Below are 20,812 nucleotides of genomic sequence, written 5' to 3'. Positions count from 1 at the left end.
CCCGAAGAGCCGGGCGGCCACTCCTGCCGAGTCACACGAGACAAGCTGCCATCAGCCACACCCGGCCCTCCCGGGCCGCCTAACAACTTACGGAGCTGCCATGGGGCGAGAGATCGGGGCCCGTACGCTGGTCGCGAATCGGGCAGTCTCTGGACCTGCCCGCAATAGCCCGATGTGGGCCCCGATCTTCGAGGCTCGCCCCATGGTGGCTGCCTAAAGCCGTGGAGCCGACCGGGCCCAGCCACCGCGGGCTACCGTCCACCGCTCGGGTGTGCTCGCTACAGCCGCGCGGCCGGCGTAGCCGGGCCCGGAGCGGGGCGGAGACAAGAGCGTCGGGCCCGGCGGCGAGCCGGGGCCGCGCGCGGCGAGCGGAGCGAGCCGCCTTGAACCCGTAGAGAAGGTTTCTACTCACTCCGCCTGAGTGGCGTCAGGGATGAGGCGGCTTGTGAACCCCTGGGCACGCAACCGCTCGTAGGCATCCTGGATGTCCTGAGGGACCTCCTGACGGATCATGAAGCCCTGGGCGGGGTAGGTCAGGAGGCGCTGCAGCGCTCCGACCAGCATGTCGACGACAAGGCGGGCGTCGCCGATCGACTCGACGTAGTCGGCCAAGGTCATGGGCGCCGACGCACTGACGAACTCGACGTCCGGCCAGAGTTTGCGCGCCGTGGCGTAGGCCCGACGCTCCTCGTACGGCTTGCTCACCAGCAGCACTGACGACACCGGTACGCCTCGCTCCTCCAGCAGTGCGCGTGCGAAGCGGATGTTCTCCCCGGTGTTCCGCGCCCGCGGTTCCACGAGGATGGCGTCGCTGGGAACCCTCAGTTCGATGGCGCGCTCGCGGTAATGCTCGGCCTCCCCGCGGGGCATCCGATCGCGGGTCGTCCGGCTCGTGGCTCCGGTGAAGACGATCAGGGGGGCCATCCCTTGGCGATACAGCTCGGCAGTCGCGTCGGCGACGCCCAGGTCGTGACTGCCCAGACCGATGGCGACGGAGCACGGCTGCGGGCTGTGCCCCATGAGCTGGTAGTCCCAGAGGAGTTGCGCGTCCTTCATGACCGCGTCCGGCAGGTTCATGCGCCGTCCTTCGACTGTGCCGAATCCGGGACCTTGAAGTCGTACTCCCACGCGAACCGCGAGGCCGCGTGAACGCCGACGGCGAACTCGACCACGGTCCCATCCGCCGTGTACGTGGTCCGGTGGAGCTCCATAACGGGTTCCCCTGCCGGCAGTTGGAGGAGCTTGACTTCCTCGGCAGTCGGGACGCGCGCGAACAGGGACTCCTTCATGTGGTCGATCTCGTATCCCGCGTCGTACAGCACCTTGTACCCCCCGCCCTTGCCGGCCGGTCCCGGAGTCGGGTCCACGAGCCGCGTCCCTTCCACATGCTCCGGTCGGTAGTAGCTGGTCAGGGTGTGCGTGGGCTGTTCGCCCTCCTTGACCAGGCGGGCGCGGGCGTAGACCTCGGAGTCTGGTTCCACCCCCAGTTTCTCGGCGATCAAGGGCGACGCGGTGACGCGGCCGACCGTCTGGGTCTGCTCGTTGCGGCGGTAGGCACGGCCGGATGCCACTCGGTCCGCGATGAACGCGACTTCGTCCCCGTCGCGCCACTTCGCCTTGTCGTAGCGAGCGATGCCGAGCCGCTTCAGCGGGGTCTGCTCGCGCACGACCGTGCCGTGCCCTCGGGAAGAGGTGACGAGTCCTTCGGCCTCTAGGGCCTTATAGGCGGCATGCACAGTGGACTTGGAGCCCTCGCCAGCCTCCACGAGGTCGCGGATGTGCGGAAGCTGCTGGCCAGGCGCGTACTCACCACTCCTGATCCGCTCAGCCAGCCTGTCCGCAAGCTCACGCCACTTCGGTGCCATGCAGCCCTCCTCATCGACAGGTCAAGTCAAGCACAGTCCTAGGACATTGACAGTCCTGGGACTGCGCGTCATAGTTCTCGCAAGGGACTCGTAGTCCTAGGACAGCGAAGAGCGTCTGTCCCTCGTGTGCCCGTAGGCCCGAACCCAGGAGTGGCAATGCCGTCCTTCAAGATCGACACTTCGACTGCTGTCGTCTTCGTCGCCGTCGAGCCCCAGCTGAAGGTCATCAACAAGCAGACCGGCGAGATCGCCGTCGACCGCGAGTCCGGCGCGAAGATGATGACGGTCGGCCTGACCGTCGCCGATGAGGGCGAGGCGAACCTCTACACCGTCTCGGTCCCGGAGACCGGCATCCCGGAGGGGGTCGCGCTCGGTATGCCGGTGAAGGTCGTCGGCCTCAAGGCGCGGGACTGGGAGCGGGACGGGCGGCACGGCATCGCGTTCCGTGCCGTCGCGCTGGTCGCCCCGTCCTCGAAGGGCTGAGCGACATGTCGAGGGACACGTTCCTCGTCTTAGCCCTGGTGGTGGTCGTCGCGGCGCTGGTGCTGCGGCGGCTGCGCCCGGCCTGGTACTGGCTGAGCATCGGCGCGGCCCTGGCCGTGGTCCGGGTCGTGGTGCGGTACGCCTCGGTGATGGATGCGTGCGGGCTGACCGTTCCGCCGTCCCGGCTGCGGCTCACCCTCGCCCGGCTCGCCAACCGGCCGGCACCCGCCTCCCGGCCGCCGCGGATCCTGCGGATCCGGCCGACCCGTACCGGGCTGGTACTGCGGGTCAAGCTGCGCCCGGGGCAGGACGCGTTCGACTTCGCGGCATCCACGGACCGGCTGCGGCACTCGTTCGCCATGCACGGCATCACCTCCCGTGAGATCAAGTCGGGTGTGGTCGAGCTGCGCATGACCGGCTACGACGTACTGGCCCGGGTCCAGATGCCCGCGAAGATCGCGCGTGACGGGCTGCGTATCCCGGTCGCACTGCGGGAGGACGGAGCGGTCCACTACCGCAACCATCTGGAGGTGCCGCACTCGCTGAACCTCGGCGCGACCAAGTCGGGGAAGTCGGTCTATCAGCGCCACTTGGTCAAGGAACTCGCCTCGCAGCACGTGGCCCTGGTCGGGATCGACTGCAAGCAGGGTGTGGAACTCGCCCCGCTGGCGCGCCGGTTCTCCGCGCTGGCCGACAACCCGGATGATGCGGCTGGTCTGCTGGAAGCGCTGGTTGAGCGGATGGCCGACACGTACCAGGTGATCCGGCGCGAGCAGAGGATCAGCGCGGACACGGCGGATGCGGAGATCACCGCCGACATCTGGGGCCTGCCCGATCACCTGCGACCGGTACCGGTCGTGCTCCTCGTTGACGAGGTCGCCGAGCTGGCCCTGTTCTCCAACACCGCGGAGAAGAAGCGCCGCGAGCGGATCGTCACCGCGCTGGTCCGCCTCGTCCAGCTCGGCCGCGCCGCCGGCATCTACGTGGAGATCTGCGGGCAGCGCTTCGGCGCGGAACTCGGCGACGGGATCACCATGCTCCGTGCCCAGCTGACCGGCCGCATCTCGCACCGGGTCAACGATGAAGCCTCCGCCAAGATGGCCTTCGGCGACATCTCCCCCGATGCGGTGCTGGCCACGACGCAGATTCCTGTCGAGCGGCCCGGTATGGCCGTGGCCGGTGACTCCACGGGCGGCTGGGTCCGCATCCGCACCCCGTTCACGACGATGCGGCAGGCCGTGAACGCCTGCACCGCCAACGCCCACCGCACCCCCGCGCTGGAGGGCCTGGAGCCCTTCCGGCCGGTGCTGCCAGACCTGGACCCGGTCGAGATCTCGACCCCGGCTGCGGCTCCCGCCACGGCCTGACCCGTCCCTCAGCCCGGTCGGCGCGGCCGCTTCGCGCCACGTCCCTACCCCCGCCATGCCGGAAACGGCTCCGCCGGGGCCCGGGCGACCGGCCCTTCGTGCCTCGCCCGGCCCCGGCCCAACCCCTTCAAGGAGGTGAAGACCCGTGATCCGCTCGATCCGCCTGGACGCCGTACTCGTGCAAGCCGTGATCGCCGGGGCTCTGTCCTTCGCCCACCTGCACGACATCGCCGCCGCTGCCGGACAGGACGGCTGGAAGGCATGGGCCTACCCGATCTCGGTCGACCTGCTGCTCGTCGCCGCCTGGCGACGCCTGCGCATCCTCCGCGCACAGGGCGAGTCGGCCCGGGCCGCGTGGACCTGGTTCGCCGTCGCCCTGGCCGCTTCCCTCGGCGCCAACGTCGCCACCGCGGGCCTGCTCGACCTGGGCGACGTGCCCGACTGGCTACGCATCCTCGTCGCCGGGTGGCCCGCACTCGCCTTCCTCGGCGGCACCCTCCTCGTCCACTCACCCACCGGCCCCGAAGCCCACGATGCCGAGCCTGAGCCGCTGGCGGTTGTCGAGCCGGTGACTGTGCCGGCCGAACCGACGACTGAGCTCGAGCCTGAGCCGGACGCGGTCGAGCCTGCAGACCCCGTTCCGGCCCTGCCCGCTCCTCCGCCGGCGGATGTGCCTCCGGCGCTCGTCGACCACGCCCGCAAGCTCGCCGACGCCCACCGCACTGCGACCGGCACACCGATCGACGCCGCCATCCTGCGCGACCGCCTCGGCCTGCCCGGCCCGATGGCCGACCAACTCGCCGCCCACCTCGCCTGACAAGACCGGAGAACCCCATGCGCAACTCGACCCGCCACGCGCTTGAACGCGCCGCCGAACTCACACGAAAGGGCCGCCTCGTGGAGGCCGTGGCCACGGCGGAAGTCGTGATCAACGCCGCCGACGAGTTCGAGTCGGCCGAGATCCGCCAGTGGCTCACCGACCACGCCGACGACTTCAGCCGAGAGGACTGACCAGCGATGCCTGCCCGCGACTTCTTCCACTCCGTGATGCGGATCGGCCCGGTGCAGATCGGCACGCACCGCGACCGGAACGGACGCCCCAAGCACGCCGCCGTCTGCACCCGCGACGACTGCGGCTGGTCCGCCGACTTCTCCACCCAGACCGCCGCCCATCTCGCCGCCCGCACCCACCGCTGCCGCGCCAACTAACCGCCGAGGGAGCAACCGCCGTGAACGTCGAACTTCCCCTGATCGTCCTGGTCGCCATCTTCGGCTACTTCGGCATCAAGCTCATGCGCCCGCCGACCTGGCTCATCGTCGTGCTCCTTCTCGGCGGCTTCCTCCTCGCCGACACCTTCCTCGCCCCCGCCATCGAATCCGGCACCCGGACCGGCGTCGACGCCGTCAACGGCACCACCAAGTAACCCGCCCAGAAAGGAGAACCCATCATGCTCCGCCCGCGCATCCCGACCATGCCCACCCCAACCGGCATCGTCACCCCGCTCACCCACCCGGCCACGGGCACGGTCGTCGAGCATCAGCACGCCACCGCGTGCGCCTGCCAGCACACCACCCCGGCCCCCGCCCCGGCTCCGGTCCGCTCCTCGGTGCCCGCGATCCGGCTCACCCCGACCGGCCTTCTGGTCGCCGTCGGCGGCGGTGCCGCGGTCGTCCTCGTCGTCGGCGCGGTCCTGGTCTCGCTCGTGCTCGCCGTCGCCATCACCGCGGCCTCGGTCGCCGTCTGCGCCGTCGTCCTGCGCTCCCTGCTCAACGACTCGCGCCAACGCTGACCGGCCCTCCGGGCGGCCCTGAAACCGCCAAGTCTCCGCCGCCCGGACGGGTCCAGCCCCTACCCGACCTCAATCAACCGGAAGGACCCACCATCATGCCCCAGCACCGCCCTGCCCCGGCCCGCATCTGCCCGTCCTGCGACGGCTTCGCCTCCGCCGCCGTCACCCTCGGCGGCCGCGACCGCCACGGCCACCGCCGCACCATCACCGCCCACTGCCGCACCTGCCACGGCACCGGCACCACCCCGCCCCTGCGCCACCTCCTCGACGCCGCCGCCGACGCCGCATTCACCCGCTGATCTCCCGTCGGGGCACCGACCGCCTTCCGCCGGCCGGTGCCCCTTCTTCCTCTCCCCTCTGGAAGGAGGACTCCGCCTTGCCTGCGACCGCGCCGCCCCCGCTGCGTGACCTCGCCTTCCTCGTCTCGCTCGGCACCATGCCCGGACTCATGCGACAGCTCCGGGGCCTCGGCGGCTGCACCACCCCGATCCGCCTCGACGGCCACCGCACCGACATCCACGCCACGACCGGCGAGATCCTGCACCACCTCACCGCCAGCGACCTGCCCGCCGGGAACCTCCTGGTCCGCTGCAACAACCGCCGCACCACCCGCTGCCCGGCCTGCGCCGAGACCTACCGCCGCGACACCTACCAACTCATCACCGCCGGGCTCCGCGGCGGCAAAGGCACCCCCGAGCGCGTGGCCACCCACCCCCGGGTGTTCGCCACCTTCACCGCCCCCAGCTTCGGTCCCGTCCACAACCGCCCCGCCAAGGGCCGCTGCCGCTGCGGCACCCAGCACGCCGAAGACGCCCCGGAACTGGGCACCCCGCTCGACCCCGAGACGTACGACTACGAAGCCGCCGTGCTGTGGAACGCGCACGCCTCCAAGATCTGGGCCCGCTTCTCCATCTACCTGCGCCGCGAAGTCGCCAAGCGCGCCGGACTCACCCAACGCGCCTTCGCCGACCACGCCCGCGTCTCCTTCGCCAAGGTCGCCGAGTACCAGCGCCGCGGCGCCATCCACTTCCACGCCGTGATTCGCCTCGACGGCCCCGACGGCGGCGACACCCCGCCCCCGGCCTGGGCCACCCCGGAACTCCTCACCGACGCCATCCACGCCGCCGCCAAAGCCGTCAACGTGCCCGGCCCGGTCGTCGACGGACGCGCACACACCTTCGCCTTCGGCACCCAGCTCGACATTCGCCCGATCCGCTCCGCCGACTTCGACGGCGGCACCGAACTCACTGAACGCGCCGTCGCCGCCTACATCGCCAAGTACGCCACCAAGGGCGCCGAAACCGCGACCGGCACCCTCGACCGCCCCATCAAGTTCCTCGCCGAACTCGGCCGCAAGTCCATCCCCGAACACGCCCGCCGACTCATCCGCACCGCCTGGACCCTCGGCGCCCGCAAGGACCTGGAAGACCTCCGGCTCCGCGCATGGGCCCACATGCTCGGCTTCCGCGGCCACTTCTCCACCAAAACCCGCCGCTACTCCACCACCCTCGGCGCCCTACGCACCGCCCGCGCCGAATGGCGCCGCCTCCAAGCCGCCCTCGCCCACGGCGACCACGCGGTGCCGGCCGACCAACACGACGAGGACACCACCCTCGTCCTCGCGCACTGGGCCTTCGCCGGAACCGGACTCACCCGCGGCGAGGAATGGCTCGCCGCCTCCCTCGCACCCGACACCACCGAACCGGAAGGAGCCGCAGCATGACCACCGCAACCGCTGAGCTGCTGACCGTGCCCGAGGCCATGGCGCGGCTCAAGGTCGGACGCTCCAAGGTCTACGACCTGATCCGCTCGCGCCGCCTGACCTCGATCAAGATTGACGGCTGCCGTCGGATCCCGGCCGACGCGATCCGTGACTTCGTGCTCGGTCAGATCGAGGAGGCTGCCTGATGGCGACGCAGCGCAAGCGCAACCCCAACGGCGCGGGCACCATCACCAAGCGCAAGGACGGCCGCTATCAGGCCGCTGTCTACGTCCTCCAGCCGGACGGCACCCGCGCCCGCAAGTTCGCCTACGGCAAGACCTGGGCAGAGTGCGACACCAAGCGCCGCGAACTGCTCGACAAGGTGGACCAGGGCGTGCCCGTGCCCACCCGCTCGGCCCGGCTCTCGGAGTGGCTGCCGTACTGGCTGGACAACATCGTCAAGCCTCGGCGCAAGCTGAGCACGTACGACAAGTACGAAGCGCATGTCCGGCTGTACCTCGTGCCCATGCTGGGGTCGAAGCGACTGGAATCCCTCGGCGTCGCCGACGTCCGGCGCTTCATCGTCCAACTGGAGAACAAGACGACTGCGGCCACAGCCAAGGAGTCTCACCGCGTGCTGCGGACGGCTCTCAGCGCCGCCTGCCGCGAGGAACTGGTGACCCGGAACGTGGCTGCCCTCGTAGAGCCGCCGCGTGCCAAGTCCCGGGAGTTGAGCCCCTGGACCCTCGACGAGACCCTGGATTTCCTCGCTGCCGCCCGTAAGGACCCGTTGTACGCGGCCTTCGTGCTTGCCATCGCCATGGGCCTGCGCCGAGGCGAGATCGTCGGTCTCCGCTGGACCGATGTCGACCTGGACAACCGCGTGATCTACGTCCGGCAGCAGACCCAGCGTCGACGTGGCGTGCTCTACGACGACGAGACCAAGAACCGCCGCCGTCGCGCGCTGCCGCTCCCGGCGATGTGCATCCCGCCGCTGCGCTGGCATCGGATGCGCCAGGCGGCCGCGAAGCAGCGTGCGGGGGAGTCCTGGGATGAGAACGGGCACGTCTTCACTATCCGCACCGGTCGCCCGGTCGAGCCGCGCAACGTGTACCGCTCGTTCACCCGAGTTGCCGACTCCGCCGGCCTCCGCGTCGTCCGGCTGCACGATGCCCGGCACGGCTGCGCGACGCTGCTCACCGCGGCCGGTGTGGCGCCCCGCGTCGTGATGGAGATCCTCGGGCACAGCCAGATCAGCATCACCATGGACGTCTACACGCACGTCGTCCACGACACGCAGCGCGAGGCCATCAGCCACATGGACCGGCTGCTCAAGAGGCGCCCCGGCCGTGAGTGACCGCCCTCGTTGATGTCAAAAGCTGATGTCAAAGGCCCCGGACCATGATCGGTCCGGGGCCTTTTGGCTGGTGCCCCCGGCAGGATTCGAACCTGCGACACCCGCTTTAGGAGAGCGGTGCTCTATCCCCTGAGCTACGAAGGCGCGAAGGCGGGACAAGGCGGCGCGCCCCGTGAGCGTTGCGCCACCGCGCACAGTGTAGCGGGTGACGTTCCGGCGGTCGGTGGGTTGATCCAGTTGCGTGGCACCCTCCGAGGTACGTGGCACCCTCCGAGGAGATCTTGACGCGGTCCCGCGCCGCACATAGCGTCGCACGGAACTGAGCGGGCGCTTAGCCCCGCGCGCGACAGTGCGACAGCGCCGACAGCGTCACCGCACGACAGGAGGGCGACCGTGCCGCACCCCCGTTCTGCCTCGGCTGCCCTCGGCGCGCTCACCGCGCCCGGTGCCCCCTTTGCCACCGTCGACGGGGTGTACGCGTCCGGGCCGCGGACGCTGCGGGAGTTCGTCGAGGCCACCTGGGCGTTCGGGGAGCGGCCGTTCCTCGTGGGGGAGAGCGGGACGTACACGTACGGGGAGTTCTTCGCGGCCGCGTCCGCGCTGGCGCGGCGGTTCACCGAGGAGTACGGGCTGCGGCCCGGCGACCGGGCCGTGGTCGGGATGCGCAACCACCCCGAGTGGCAGATCGCCTTCTGGGCCACGCAGCTGGCCGGTCTGGTGGCCGTGCCGCTGAACGCCTGGTGGACCGCGGAGGAGTTCGCGTACGCGCTCGACGACTGCGAGCCCCGCGTCGTGCTCGTCGACGGGGAGCGGCTGGAGAGGGTCGGGGCGTGGGCGCGCGGGCGGGTGCCCGTGGTCGTCTTCCACCATGACGGGCCCGTGGGCGACGGCGTCGTACGGTACGAGGACCTGCCCGAGGCCCACCCGGATCCCGCCGCCGCGCCTCCCGACGTCGACGTACGCCCCGAGGACGACGCCACCATCATCTACACGTCCGGCACCACGGGCCGGCCCAAGGGCGCCGTCGCCACCCAGCTCGCCCAGGCAGGGGCCGCGATGAACCCCCGGTACACCGCCGCCGCCTCCGCACTCGCGCGGGGCGTGATCCCGGGGCAGGGGCCCGCCCCCGTCTGCCTGATGACCTTTCCGTTCTTCCATGTGGCGGCCTTCACGACGGTGTACTCGGTGATGGCCGTCGGCGGGACGCTCGTCCTCATGCGGAAGTGGGACGCGGACAAGGCGCTCGCGCTGATCGAGAAGCACGGAGTGACGCACTACTCCGGGGTGCCCACCACCGCGCTCCAGTTGCTCGGCGCCGCCGAACGGCAGGGGGCGGCCCTGGAGACCCTCACGCATCTCAACACCGGCGGGGCCGCCGCCCCGCCGGATCTCGTCGGGCGGCTCACGGCCCGGTACGGGCAGCGGATCGAGCCCCGCAACGGCTACGGGCTGACCGAGACGAGCGGAGGTGTGACGGCGAACTTCGGCGCCGAGTACCGGGAGTTCCCGGACAGTGTCGGGCGGCCGTCCCCGGCCACCGAGGTCCGGATCGCCGGGCCGACGGGCGAGGCGCTCCCGGAGGGCGAGGTCGGTGAGCTGTGGCTGCGCGGGCAGTCGCTGGTGCGCGGGTACTGGCGCGATCCCGAGGCCACGGCGGCCGCGTTCACGGAGCACGGCTGGTTCAGGACCGGCGACCTCGCGACCGTAGGGGACGGCGGCCGGATCTCGATCGTCGACCGCATCAAGGACGTCGTCATCCGCGGCGGGGAGAACGTGTACTGCGTCGAGGTGGAGGCCGTCCTGCACAGCCATCCGGACGTCGCCGACGCGGCCGTCCTCGGCGTACCGCACCCCGTCCTCGGCGAGGAGGTCGCGACGGTGGTCCAGCTGCGGCCCGGTGCCTCCGTCACCCCCGACGAGCTGCGGGCACATGTCGCGAGGAGCCTCGCGGCCTTCAAGGTGCCGGCCCATGTCGTCGTACGGGACGAGCCGCTGCCCCGCAATCCCACCGGGAAGATCCTCAAGCGGGAGCTCAGGGGCCCGCTGGAGGAGCAGGTCCGGTGCTAGCCGCGGCAGGCCGGGGCCGAGCCGGACCGGGGCTCGGAGGGCTCAGGAACGCGTGACACGCACGCGATAGGTCCCCTCCGGGCTTTCCGACAGCACCGTGATCTGGATCCCGTGGCGCCCGTCCGTGAACGACTCGCCCGGCCGGTACGGCGCGTCCGAGAGCTCGGCGTGCACATTGGGCCGCCGCGTGCAGCCGCCGCTGTCCTCGTCGCTGTCGGAGACGCGCACCGGCCCCTGCCCGGTGTCGATGTCCGTCTCGACGCGGTAGACGAGGACCCCCGGCTCGCAGACCGCCTCGTCGTTTCCCTCCCGGGTGCGGACCTCCACGGCGTAACCGGCGTCCGTGCCGGTCGGCACGACGACGAGCTTGCGGCCGCCCGTGGTGGCGAGCGGCGTGAGGTCGTACTCGGCCACCCCACTGGCGGAGACACAGCCGACCTGGTCGTTGTCGAGCCAGCCGAGCTTCCACTTGTGCCAGCCCAGCAGATCGTTGTTGGCGCCCCAGTCCTCGGACATGATGTCCCAGTGGCCGACGGCGCCGCCGCCCTCCGGCGTGTAGAGGTCGGGCAGGCCGAAGACATGGCCGTTCTCGTGCGGGAGCACCCGGAAGCCGGTCTCGTCGTACGTCCCGGACCCGTCGTCCTGGCGGCTGTAGACGAACGAGGTGTTGGCGAGCGGCACACCGTCCGCGTGCGGCGCCTCGTTGTTCCCGGAGAACGTCACGGACAGGACGGTGTCCAGCGCGGACGGGCCGGCGTTCGGCGTGACGAGGACGTTGACCAGGTCGTACGCGCTGAAGTCCACGTGCGGGTCGGCCATGGTCACCATGTCCTGCACCAGCTGCCGGTAGCCCGGCTCGTACGGCGCGCCTCGCTCTATCCCGTACGCCGCGAAGGGCAGCGGCATCCGCAGCCAGTCCGGCAGCGGGGCCTCGGGGCGGTAGAGGAGGCGCCCGTAGGAGCTGGTCGCGAACCACTGCTGGGTCTGCGGGAAGAACTCCTCGAAACGCTCGCGCGCCGTGCCCTCGCCCTCCGCATCCGGGAAGTCGATCATGATGTTGAGGGCGCGGATCTCGCCCGTGGAGCGCACGTAACCGCTCGGCGTGGGCATGCCCTCGGACATCTGTACGCCGGGGGTGGTCGCGATACGGCACGGGCCGAGCGCCGATTCCTCGGCCGTGGCCACCGGGCCGGCCGAAGCCCGCGAAGGGCCGGGGAGCATGGAGCTCGCCGAGGTCAGGGCGGCAAGGGCAAGAGCGGCGACCGCGCCCAGGAGGCCCTGTCTGCGTATCCGGTGGCGGGTCTCCTGCATGCGGTCGCCTTCGGGTCCGCGGCAGCCGGCCGGTCCTCAGCTGCGCTCCGTTTGATCAGCGTGATTCGGGCGCGGGGCGGGCGCTCGCCGGGTGAGCCGATCGTGGGACACGCCGGGGAAAGGGGAGCCGGCGGGAGGTGAACAGGGCCCCGAGGGCTGTGAGCCAGGTCACACGGAATTTCCGGGGTGAGGCGAAATAACCGGGGACGGACTCCCCGTTTGCAGAAAGGTCCCCCCGAAACGGGGAGTCCGTCCCCGGATCTCGTCCGGCAGGGTCGGAGACCGCAACGTAGACCCACGATCGACGCCATGAGAGGGAGTGGAGCCGTGAGCCCCGCCACCGCCACCGACACCGCAGGGCGGCGCGCCCACCGGCCGCGCGCGGACGCGCTGCGCAACCGGGAGCGGATCGTCTCGGCGGCCCGCGAGATGTTCGTCGAGTTCGGCCCCGACGTGCCGCTCGACGAGGTCGCCCGCCGCGCCGGCGTCGGCAATGCCACCCTCTACCGGAACTTCGCCGACCGGGCCGCCCTCGTCCACGAGGTCGTCCTGGCCGTCCTGAGCGGAACGACGGACCGGGCGGAGGAAGCGGCTGCCGAGGAGGCGGACCCCTTCGCCGCCCTGAGGCGTTTCACCCACGCGGCCGCCGACGAGCGGATCGGCGCGCTGTGCCCATTCCTCTCCGGCGGCTTCGACAAGGACCATCCCGAACTCTGCGCCGAGCGCGAGCGGCTCGAAGAAGCCGTCCAGGGTCTCGTCGACCGGGCCCAGGCAGTGGGGCGGCTCCGCTCCGACATCGCCGTCGGAGACCTGTTGGTCGCGCTGATCCAGCTCACCCGGCCGCTGCCCGGCATCGCATGCCCGGACATCGACCAGTACACCCATCGCCATCTGCAGCTGCTGCTGGACGGACTCGAGGCGCCCGCGCGCTCGGAGCTGCCCGGCACGGCCGCGACCCTGGAGGACCTGCGGCGCCATCCGTGACCAGCACGCCGTCATCCGCATCCCCGACCCGTCATCCGCAGTCCGTGATCCAAAACCCGTAGTCCGCACTTCGTGATCCGTGATCCGTAATCCGGAAGCACTTACGCCCGGTGCCCGACACCGACTCGTCCGCGCGCGCCGGTACTGACGACCGTTTTTCACGCTTACGCACCCCTAGGTGGCCACACCCATGTCAAAAACTGCCCAGACGCAGCTCCCGCTCTCCGCGGGTCCTGACCCGAGCCGCTGGAAAGCCCTGGTCTTCATAGCCCTGGCCCAGCTGATGGTCGTGCTCGACGCGACCATCGTGAACATCGCGCTGCCGTCCGCCCAGCAGGACCTGGGCATCTCGGACGGCAACCGGCAGTGGGTCATCACCGCGTACGCCCTCGCCTTCGGCGGACTGCTGCTCTTCGGTGGACGCATCGCCGACCTGTGGGGCCGCAAGCGCACCTTCGTCGTCGGTCTGCTCGGCTTCGCCGCCGCATCCGCCGTCGGCGGCGCGGCCACGGGTGAGGCCATGCTGCTCGGTTCGCGCGCGCTCCAGGGCGCCTTCGGCGCGCTGCTCGCTCCGGCCGCACTCTCGCTGCTCGCCGTGACGTTCACCGACGCCAAGGAGCGGGCGAAGGCCTTCGGCATCTACGGCGCGATCGCCGGTGGCGGTGGCGCCGTCGGTCTGATCCTCGGTGGTTTCCTCACCGAGTACCTCGACTGGCGCTGGACGTTCTACGTCAACATCCCCTTCGCCGTCGTCGCCGCCGCGGGCGCGTACTTCGTGATCCGCGAGCCGGCCGGCGGCCGCAACCGCTCGCCGCTCGACATCCCCGGCGTCATCCTCTCCACCCTCGGCCTGGTGGCGCTGGTGTACGGCTTCACGCGCGCCGAGGCGGACGGCTGGTCGGACTCCATGACCATCGGTCTCTTCGTCGCCTCGACGGTCCTGCTCGCGGCCTTCGTGTTCACCGAGTCCAAGGTCCGCTCGCCGCTGCTGCCGCTGCGCGTCCTGACCGAGCGCAACCGCGGCGGTGTCTACCTCTCGCTGGGGCTGGCCATTATCGCGATGTTCGGCCTCTTCCTCTTCCTCACGTACTACCTGCAGGTCGTGAAGGGGTACTCGCCGGTCAAGACGGGCTTCGCCTTCCTCCCGATGATCGCGGGCATGATCACGGGCTCCACGCAGATCGGCGCCCGGCTGATGACCCGCGTCCCGCCCCGGCGGCTCATGGGGCCCGGCTTCCTGGTCGCCGCGACGGGCATGCTGCTGCTGACGCAGCTCGAGATCGGCTCGTCGTACGCCGGGCTGATCCTGCCGGCGCAGCTGCTGCTCGGCCTCGGTATGGGTACCGCCTTCATGCCGGCCATGTCGCTGTCCACGCACGGCGTCGAGGCGCGGGACGCGGGCGTCGCCTCCGCGATGGTGAACACCTCGCAGCAGGTCGGCGGCGCGATCGGCACGGCCCTGCTGAACACGATCGCCGCCTCCGCGACCACCTCGTACATCGCCGCGCACGCGGCGGGCGCGACCGGCCCCCAGGCGCAGCAGACGCTGCAGATGCAGGGCCTGGTGCACGGCTACGCCAGCGCCATCTGGTGGGCCGTCGGCATCCTGGTGGCGGCTTCGGCCATCGCGTTCACCTTCATCAACAGCGGGCGGCCGGGAACCGGCGCGGCCGCGTCGTCCGCGGACGGCGCCGGTGAGGGTGCCGAGGACGAGGTGAGGATCCCCGTCGTCGCGCACTGAGCGCGCGACCCGCAGGCCGACGTCCAGGGCCTATGACCAGGGCCGACGTCCAGGTCGAAGGTCGGGCTGACGTCGGGCCGATGCCCGGGCCACTGTGCGGGGGAGCGGGGCTCCGTCCGGATCCGGATTCACCGGACCCCGGGCGGGGCCCCGCTCCATGCGCCGGGAGGGGCGGCGGCTCAGCGCAGCCAGGGAAGGTCCGCGCCCGCGCAGTCCGGCTCGAGGCCCTCGACCATGATGCGGGTGATCTCGCCGAGCTGGCCTACCTGTTCCGGCGTGAGCCGTTCGAAGATCGCCTGTCGTACGGCGGTGACATGGCCCGGTGCCGCCTTCTGCAGGACCTCGTACCCCTCGTCCGTCAGGTACGCGTTCTGGCCCCGCTTGTCGGAGGGGCAGTCCTCCCGGCACACCCAGCCGTTCTTCTCCAGGCGCGCGATCGCGTGTGAGAGCCGGGACCGGGTGATCTTGGCGTCCTTGGCCAGCTCGGTCATGCGCCTACGGCGCCGCGGTGCCTCGGCGAGCTGGACGAGCAGGCCGTAATAGATGTGCGGCATCCCCGCGTCCCGCTGGAGCTGGCGGTCGAGAGTGTCCTCGAGGAGGGTGGTCGCCTGGAGGTACGAACGCCACACGCGCTGCTCCTCCGCGCTGAGCCAGCGGGAGTCGCCCGCGTCGTATGCCGTAGTCATGCGTCTACTGTACGAGCCTGTCCTTGAAAGTTGAACAAGATGCGCCTAACCTGTCTCTCAGCGTGAACTTGAAGGTTCAAGAAGATTCGCTTGAGGCCCGGGAGGCTCCTGTGGGTGCGGATGTGTACGCGGAGCGGATGCCCGCCCTCTATCTCTCGCACGGAGCACCGCCGCTCGCCGACGACCCGGTCTGGACCGGCCAGCTCGCCGCGTGGTCCGCGGATCTGCCGAGGCCCACGGCCATCCTGATGATCTCCGCCCACTGGGAGGAGGCCCCGCTCGCGCTCGGCGCGACCGAGACCGTGCCGCTCGTGTACGACTTCTGGGGCTTCCCCGAGCACTACTACCGGGTGCGGTACGAGGCCCCGGGTGCGCCCGCGCTCGCCGAGTCCGTACGGAAGCTGCTGCGCGGAGCCGGTACGCCTGTCCAGGACATCCCGGACCGCGGTCTCGACCACGGCGCGTACGTCCCGCTCGTCGAGATGTTCCCCGGCGCCGACATCCCCGTGCTGCAGGTCTCCATGCCGACGCTCGACCCGCAGCGGCTGCTGGAGATCGGGCGCAGGCTCGCTCCGCTGCGCGACGAGGGCGTGCTGATCATCGGCAGCGGCTTCTTCACCCACAACCTGGCGGCGCTGCGGCACGCGGGCGCCGGCGTACCCGGCTGGTCCGCCGAGTTCGACGACTGGGGGCAGCGGGCGCTGGCCGCCGGCGACGTGGACGCGCTGCTGGACTTCGAGCACAAGGCGCCGGCGGGCAGGCTGGCCCATCCGCGGACCGAGCACTTCGCTCCGCTGTTCGTGACGCTGGGAGCGGCGGACGCCTCCGGGGAACTGGACCGGGGGCGGAGCGTCATCGACGGGTTCTGGATGGGGCTGGCCAAGCGGTCGGTCCAGTTCGGTTAGGTCCCTGTCCGGCGCTCGGGCGGCGCCGCGCCGGGTCGGCCCAGCTTCTTCTCGTACCAGGCGACGTCCCAGTAGCGGCCGAACTTGCGGCCGACCTCCGCGTACGTGCCGACGTGCCGGAAGCCGAAGCGCTCATGGAGCCCGATCGAGGCCTCGTTCGGAAGGGCGATGCCGGCATAGGCGCGGTGCAGGTCCTCGTCCGCGAGGGCGGCGAAGAGCGCGTCGTAGAGGAGGGTGCCGATGCCACGGCCCACGGCGTCGCCCGCGAGATAGACGCTGACCTCGACGGATGTGGCGTACGCGGGCTTCGGGCGGAACGCGCTGCTGGTCGCGTAACCCAGAATTCGGTCAGAACGGACATCCCGAGCAACCAGAAGACGGTGCGGGCCGTCTTCAGGGTGGGAGTGCAGCCACGGGCGGCGCTGCTCGGGCGTGAACGCGGCGGTGTCGAAGGTGACGGCCGTTTCGCGCACGTAGTGGTTGTAGAGCTCGGTGAGGGCCGGGAGATCGGCCTCCGAGCCAGCTCTGACCTGCACCTCTGTGTGCTTCGGCAGCATCCGTCCTCCCAAGTGGCGGCACAGGGTACTGCAAGATCACAAAAAACCCTGCACGCCTGGGAATTCTGTCCGGATTCCAGTCGTTGTTTCCCTCGGATGCAGGGCACCTGGAAGACCCTGAAGGGTGTCGCGACCTACTCAGCAAGGGAGCACGCATGGCAACCCGTGCCGTCGCCCGTCGTCAGTCTGCCGCCGATGGGGCAAGCAGTGTTCGCGCCGCGAGCGGGGAGATCGCCGACCGCGACCTGGTCGGTATGTATCTCGACGAGATCGCGCGCACGCCGCTGCTCGACGCCGCCAAGGAGGTCGAGCTCTCCCAGACCATCGAGGCCGGGGTCTACGCCAGGCAGATCCTCGAAGGCGAGGTGGAGAGCAAGGCGGGCGGTGCCACGCGCGAGGAGCTGGAGGCGCTGGTCCGCGAGGGCGAGCGCGCCAAGGACATCTTCATCAAGTCGAATCTGCGCCTGGTGGTGGCCGTCGCGCGCCGCTATCCGCGCAGCGGGCTGCCGTTGCTGGACCTGATCCAGGAGGGCAACGCCGGTCTGGTGCGCGCGGTGGAGAAGTTCGACTACGCGAAGGGCTTCAAGTTCTCGACGTACGCCACCTGGTGGATCCGGCAGGCCATCACCCGCTCCATAGCCGATCAGTCGCGCACGATCCGGCTGCCTGTCCACCTGGTGGAGGAGCTGGGCCGGATCCGTCGTGTCCAGCGCGAGTTCAACCGCGAGCACGGGCGCGAGCCCGAGCCGGCCGAGGTGGCCGAGGAGCTGGGCTCGACGCCGGAGCGGATCATCGATGTGCTCGACTGGGCCCGCGACCCGGTCTCGCTGAACATGGCGGTGGACGACGGCGGCGAGACCCAGTTCGGTGATCTGCTGGAGGACACCTCCGCGGTGTCGCCGGAGCAGTCCGTGATGACACTCCTGCGCAGCGAGGAGCTCGACGACCTGATCGACAAGCTCGACCACCGGACCGCCTCCATCATCCGTATGCGGTACGGCATCGAGGACGGCCGCGAGCGCACGCTGACGGAGGTCGGCAAGGAGCACGGTCTGACGCGTGAGCGCATCCGGCAGATCGAGAAGCACGCGCTGCTGGAGCTGAAGCGCATGGCGCGCGACACGGGCTTCGACGCGGCGGCGTAGGATCAGTCCTGGCCAGGTCTGATGAGGTGGGGCTCGCCCCCACCCTCCCAGAGCGGACCCCGGCACCCTCCCCCCCGGTGTCGGGGTCCTTCATGCGTGCGGTGGGCTTGTCGCCTCAGACGTGCTCGGGCTCGCGCCGCAAGACGTGCTGCGCCTTCCGGCCGTGCTCTCCGGGATCCCCGTGCCGGCCGTCCCGGCCGAGCTCTGCGCGCTCGCCGCGCGGGTGAGGCGGACGCCCAGGGCCGCGAGGTGGTCGCGGAGCGACGGCGGCCCGTGGACCGTGAACGCGCAGTCGACCATCGCCAGTCGGAGTGCCAGCCACTCCAGGGAGTCCTGCGAGCGGGTCCGGAGGCGGCAGCTGTCCGGGCCCGTCGGCTCGGGCGTGCCCAGATAGTCGGGGAGGCGGCCGGAGACGGACTCCGCCGACGCCTCGAAGCTCACGTCCAGCGCGAGCTCCGGCTGGTTGCGGGACATGGAGTGCGAGAGGAGCTTCGCGGCGTCCCAGCCCTCAGGGACCTCGCGCGGTGTGAACCGCGCGCCTGTCGGGATCGGCTCGCTGACCCGGTCGACCCGGAAGGTACGCCAGTCGTCGCGCACGAGGTCGTAGGCGACCAGGTACCACCGCCGCCCGGTCGAGACCAGCCGGTACGGCTCGACCTGCCGCTTCGTCTCCGTGCCGTCGCCGGAGCGGTAGTCGAAGCGCAGCCGCTCCCGGCCGGTCACGGTCGCCGCGATGGTGGTGAGGGTGTGCGGGTCGACGGTCGCTCCGTCGCCGCGGGTGAGCGGGATCGTGGCGTTCTGGAGGGAGGAGACACGGTGCCGCAGTCGTGACGGCAGCACCTGCTCCAGCTTGGCCAGGGCCCGCACGGACGCCTCGTCCACGCCCTCGATGGCGTGGCCGGCCCCCGCCCGCAGCCCCACCGCGATCGCGACGGCCTCCTCGTCGTCGAGCAGCAGCGGCGGCATCGCGGCACCCGCGACCAGCCGGTATCCGCCGACCGCGCCTCGCGTCGCCTCGACCGGATAGCCGAGGTCGCGCAGCCGGTCGATGTCCCGGCGGATGGTGCGCGGGCTGACCCGGAGCCGCTCGGCGAGCTCGCTGCCCGGCCACTCGCGCGGTGTCTGGAGCAGGGACAGCAGATTCAGCAGTCGTGCCGGGGTGTCTGTCATACGTTCCATACTGGCCACCTTCTAGGTCATGAGCTGGCCTATATCCCGACTAGCTTCTCGGGCATGAGTTCCCGAGCCGCCGTACTGGATACGGCTTCCGACCCTGCTGCCGCTGCCGACCGGCGGCGCTGGATAGCCCTGGCCATCGTCATGACGGCGGCCTTCATGGACCTGGTCGACGTCACCATCGTCAACATCGCGATCCCGTCGATCGAGCACGATCTCGGCGCGTCGTTCGGCGCGATCCAGTGGATCACCGCTGGTTACGCGCTGGCCTTCGCCGCCGGCCTGATCACGGGTGGCCGGCTCGGTGACATCTTCGGCCGCAAGCGTCTGTTCCTGATCGGCATCACCGGCTTCACGCTCGCCTCCGCGCTGTGCGGCTTCGCGGCGGACGCCGAGATGCTCGTCGCCGCGCGGCTGCTGCAGGGCGCGATGGCCGCGATGATGGTGCCGCAGGTGCTCGCGATCATCCATGTGACGTTCCCGGCGCACGAACGAGGCAAGGTCTTCGGGATGTTCGGCGCGATCGTCGGGCTCGGGGCCGTCTCCGGCCCGCTGCTCGGCGCGCTGCTGACCCAGTGGAATCTGTTCGGCCTCGAGTGGCGGCCGATCTTCCTGATCAATCTGCCGGTCGGCATCGCGGGTGTCGTCCTCGGCCGGAAGTTCATCACCGAGTCCCGTGCCGAGAAGGCCCTCCGCCTCGACCTGGTCGGCGTCGCGCTCGTCACCACCGGTCTGCTGATGCTGATCTACCCGCTCACGCGCGGCCGTGAGCTGGACTGGCCGCTGTGGGGCCATCTGTGCATGGGGGGCAGCCCGTTGGTGTTCGCCGTGTTCGTGGCGTACGAGAGGTGGAAGACGCGCAGGGACGGTTCGCCGCTCGTCGAGCTGTCGCTGTTCAGGGTGAAGAGCTTCGCCGCCGGTATCGCGGTCCAGCTGACCTTCGGTGTGGTCATGGGCATCTTCTTCCTGGTCTGGACGCTGTACATGCAGATCGGCCTGGGCTGGAGCCCGCTCAAGGCGGGGCTCACCGGGGTGCCGTTCTCCATCGCCGTGTCGCTGGCGGCCGGGATGTCCGTCCAGAAGCTGGTGCCGCGCTTCGGCCGGAAGGTGCTGCAGGCGGGAGCGCTGACCATGGGGGCCGGCCTGCTGCTCTACATCTGGGAGGCCGGGCGGTACGGCACGGGGATCCACTCCTGGCAGATGATCGCGCCGCTCGTGATCATGGGGCTCGGCATGGGGCTGATCGTGGCGCCGCTGACGGACGCGGTGCTGTCCGACGTGCCGCGCGAGCACGCCGGCTCGGCGTCCGGGCTGATCAACACGACGGCGCAGATGGGCAACGCGCTCGGACTCGGACTGGTCTCGGTCGTCTTCTTCGGGGCGATGGACGAGCCGCTCGCGCCGGTTGCCGTGGGCCCGGCGTTCGCGGACGCGTTCCAGAGCTCGCTGTGGTGGGTCGTTGCGGTGCTGGCGGCGATCTTCGTGGTGATGTTCGCGCTGCCGGCGCGGCCGAAGCAGCACATGGAGGGGGCCATGGAGTCCATTCCTTCGGAGCCTCGCGCGGGGGAGGAGCGGGAGCCGGTGCTCGCGCACTGAGCGCGCGCGGCGCGGACCGGGGGGAGCGCGGGGGAAATACGGGGGAGTACGAGGGGATGCGGGCGCGAGGCCCGGCGCAG

Annotated in this window: 23 protein-coding genes and 1 tRNA gene; 17 read left to right on the top strand and 7 right to left on the bottom strand. The window is 70.7% G+C overall.

What is annotated here, in order from left to right; all coding sequences use genetic code 11:
- Positions 1 to 408 precede the first annotated feature (408 nt).
- Both ACWCP0_RS13620 and ACWCP0_RS13615 read right to left on the bottom strand, forming a co-directional pair.
- Positions 409 to 1,077: a YdcF family protein gene (locus tag ACWCP0_RS13620; protein WP_451078980.1), complete on the bottom strand. Its 669-nt coding sequence runs from the start codon at positions 1,075 to 1,077 to the stop codon at positions 409 to 411.
- Positions 1,074 to 1,865: a GntR family transcriptional regulator gene (locus tag ACWCP0_RS13615; RefSeq protein ID WP_451078979.1), complete on the bottom strand. Its 792-nt coding sequence runs from the start codon at positions 1,863 to 1,865 to the stop codon at positions 1,074 to 1,076. Before ACWCP0_RS13615 ends, ACWCP0_RS13620 begins: the two co-directional genes overlap by 4 nt.
- Before the next feature lie 156 nt (positions 1,866 to 2,021).
- Here ACWCP0_RS13615 and ACWCP0_RS13610 point away from each other — a divergent pair, with 156 nt between their 5' ends.
- The 11 genes from ACWCP0_RS13610 (at position 2,022) to ACWCP0_RS13560 (ending at position 8,564) form a co-directional block, all read left to right on the top strand.
- Complete coding sequence (locus ACWCP0_RS13610; RefSeq protein ID WP_451078978.1) at positions 2,022 to 2,348, top strand: SCO3933 family regulatory protein; 327 nt, start codon at positions 2,022 to 2,024, stop codon at positions 2,346 to 2,348.
- 5 nt (positions 2,349 to 2,353) lie between these two features.
- Entirely contained in the window at positions 2,354 to 3,715 is a 1,362-nt protein-coding gene (locus ACWCP0_RS13605) for an FtsK/SpoIIIE domain-containing protein (protein ID WP_451078977.1), read from the top strand.
- A gap of 148 nt (positions 3,716 to 3,863) precedes the next feature.
- A complete protein-coding gene (locus ACWCP0_RS13600; protein WP_451078997.1) occupies positions 3,864 to 4,532 on the top strand; it encodes a DUF2637 domain-containing protein in 669 nt (222 codons plus the stop codon).
- 17 nt (positions 4,533 to 4,549) lie between these two features.
- Positions 4,550 to 4,726 (top strand): hypothetical protein, encoded by a 177-nt coding sequence (locus ACWCP0_RS13595; protein ID WP_451078976.1) that lies wholly within the window; start codon positions 4,550 to 4,552, stop codon positions 4,724 to 4,726.
- A 6-nt stretch (positions 4,727 to 4,732) separates the two neighbouring features.
- The gene (locus ACWCP0_RS13590; protein ID WP_451078975.1) at positions 4,733 to 4,924 is read left to right on the top strand and encodes a mobile element transfer protein; all 192 of its coding nucleotides are present in this window, start codon (positions 4,733 to 4,735) and stop codon (positions 4,922 to 4,924) included.
- A 20-nt stretch (positions 4,925 to 4,944) separates the two neighbouring features.
- On the top strand, positions 4,945 to 5,139 hold the full coding sequence (locus ACWCP0_RS13585; protein ID WP_266374132.1) for a hypothetical protein: 195 nt from the start codon (positions 4,945 to 4,947) through the stop codon (positions 5,137 to 5,139).
- A 24-nt stretch (positions 5,140 to 5,163) separates the two neighbouring features.
- Positions 5,164 to 5,505, top strand: coding sequence for a SpdD-like protein (locus ACWCP0_RS13580; protein ID WP_451078974.1), 342 nt, complete (start codon positions 5,164 to 5,166; stop codon positions 5,503 to 5,505).
- A gap of 95 nt (positions 5,506 to 5,600) precedes the next feature.
- On the top strand, positions 5,601 to 5,804 hold the full coding sequence (locus ACWCP0_RS13575) for a hypothetical protein (protein WP_351233599.1): 204 nt from the start codon (positions 5,601 to 5,603) through the stop codon (positions 5,802 to 5,804).
- A 137-nt stretch (positions 5,805 to 5,941) separates the two neighbouring features.
- Positions 5,942 to 7,228 (top strand): replication initiator, encoded by a 1,287-nt coding sequence (locus ACWCP0_RS13570; RefSeq protein ID WP_451078996.1) that lies wholly within the window; start codon positions 5,942 to 5,944, stop codon positions 7,226 to 7,228.
- The gene (locus ACWCP0_RS13565) at positions 7,225 to 7,413 is read left to right on the top strand and encodes a helix-turn-helix domain-containing protein (RefSeq protein ID WP_451078973.1); all 189 of its coding nucleotides are present in this window, start codon (positions 7,225 to 7,227) and stop codon (positions 7,411 to 7,413) included. Before ACWCP0_RS13570 ends, ACWCP0_RS13565 begins: the two co-directional genes overlap by 4 nt.
- Positions 7,413 to 8,564 (top strand): tyrosine-type recombinase/integrase, encoded by a 1,152-nt coding sequence (locus ACWCP0_RS13560; RefSeq protein ID WP_451078972.1) that lies wholly within the window; start codon positions 7,413 to 7,415, stop codon positions 8,562 to 8,564. Before ACWCP0_RS13565 ends, ACWCP0_RS13560 begins: the two co-directional genes overlap by 1 nt.
- Positions 8,565 to 8,632: 68 nt before the next feature.
- Here the strand turns inward: ACWCP0_RS13560 and ACWCP0_RS13555 are convergent.
- Positions 8,633 to 8,708 (bottom strand) — tRNA-Arg (locus ACWCP0_RS13555).
- 249 nt (positions 8,709 to 8,957) lie between these two features.
- Here ACWCP0_RS13555 and ACWCP0_RS13550 point away from each other — a divergent pair.
- Positions 8,958 to 10,631: a class I adenylate-forming enzyme family protein gene (locus tag ACWCP0_RS13550; protein ID WP_451078971.1), complete on the top strand. Its 1,674-nt coding sequence runs from the start codon at positions 8,958 to 8,960 to the stop codon at positions 10,629 to 10,631.
- 42 nt (positions 10,632 to 10,673) lie between these two features.
- Here ACWCP0_RS13550 and ACWCP0_RS13545 read toward each other — a convergent pair whose 3' ends face one another.
- A complete protein-coding gene (locus ACWCP0_RS13545) occupies positions 10,674 to 11,942 on the bottom strand; it encodes a M6 family metalloprotease domain-containing protein (RefSeq protein ID WP_451078970.1) in 1,269 nt (422 codons plus the stop codon).
- 327 nt (positions 11,943 to 12,269) lie between these two features.
- On the opposite strand from ACWCP0_RS13545, the gene ACWCP0_RS13540 reads away from it, so the two are divergent.
- Complete coding sequence (locus ACWCP0_RS13540; RefSeq protein WP_451078969.1) at positions 12,270 to 12,926, top strand: TetR/AcrR family transcriptional regulator; 657 nt, start codon at positions 12,270 to 12,272, stop codon at positions 12,924 to 12,926.
- Between the two features lie 190 nt (positions 12,927 to 13,116).
- Positions 13,117 to 14,667 carry an MFS transporter gene (locus tag ACWCP0_RS13535; protein ID WP_451078968.1) on the top strand — a complete coding sequence of 517 codons (1,551 nt, stop codon included), beginning with the start codon at positions 13,117 to 13,119 and terminating at the stop codon, positions 14,665 to 14,667.
- Positions 14,668 to 14,846: 179 nt separating this feature from the next.
- On the opposite strand, the gene ACWCP0_RS13530 is transcribed toward ACWCP0_RS13535, so the two are convergent.
- Entirely contained in the window at positions 14,847 to 15,353 is a 507-nt protein-coding gene (locus ACWCP0_RS13530; protein ID WP_451078967.1) for a MarR family winged helix-turn-helix transcriptional regulator, read from the bottom strand.
- A 137-nt stretch (positions 15,354 to 15,490) separates the two neighbouring features.
- Between ACWCP0_RS13530 and ACWCP0_RS13525 the strand changes: the two genes are divergently transcribed.
- Positions 15,491 to 16,258 (top strand): dioxygenase family protein, encoded by a 768-nt coding sequence (locus ACWCP0_RS13525; RefSeq protein WP_451078995.1) that lies wholly within the window; start codon positions 15,491 to 15,493, stop codon positions 16,256 to 16,258.
- Here ACWCP0_RS13525 and ACWCP0_RS13520 read toward each other — a convergent pair.
- The gene (locus ACWCP0_RS13520) at positions 16,255 to 16,815 is read right to left on the bottom strand and encodes an N-acetyltransferase family protein (protein ID WP_451078966.1); all 561 of its coding nucleotides are present in this window, start codon (positions 16,813 to 16,815) and stop codon (positions 16,255 to 16,257) included. The two genes, ACWCP0_RS13525 and ACWCP0_RS13520, sit on opposite strands and share 4 nt — an antisense overlap.
- Before the next feature lie 155 nt (positions 16,816 to 16,970).
- On the opposite strand from ACWCP0_RS13520, the gene ACWCP0_RS13515 reads away from it, so the two are divergent.
- Positions 16,971 to 17,960, top strand: coding sequence for a sigma-70 family RNA polymerase sigma factor (locus ACWCP0_RS13515; protein WP_451078965.1), 990 nt, complete (start codon positions 16,971 to 16,973; stop codon positions 17,958 to 17,960).
- 90 nt (positions 17,961 to 18,050) lie between these two features.
- Here the strand turns inward: ACWCP0_RS13515 and ACWCP0_RS13510 are convergent, their stop codons facing one another.
- Positions 18,051 to 19,130: a helix-turn-helix transcriptional regulator gene (locus tag ACWCP0_RS13510; protein ID WP_451078994.1), complete on the bottom strand. Its 1,080-nt coding sequence runs from the start codon at positions 19,128 to 19,130 to the stop codon at positions 18,051 to 18,053.
- 63 nt (positions 19,131 to 19,193) lie between these two features.
- Here ACWCP0_RS13510 and ACWCP0_RS13505 point away from each other — a divergent pair, with 63 nt between their 5' ends.
- Positions 19,194 to 20,732: an MFS transporter gene (locus ACWCP0_RS13505; protein WP_451078964.1), complete on the top strand. Its 1,539-nt coding sequence runs from the start codon at positions 19,194 to 19,196 to the stop codon at positions 20,730 to 20,732.
- The last annotated feature ends 80 nt before the right edge of the window (positions 20,733 to 20,812 follow it).

Source organism: Streptomyces sp. NPDC001970 (assembly GCF_053594115.1).
Note: the sequence above shows the minus strand (reverse complement) of the source record. Positions and strands in the feature narration are given on the sequence as shown.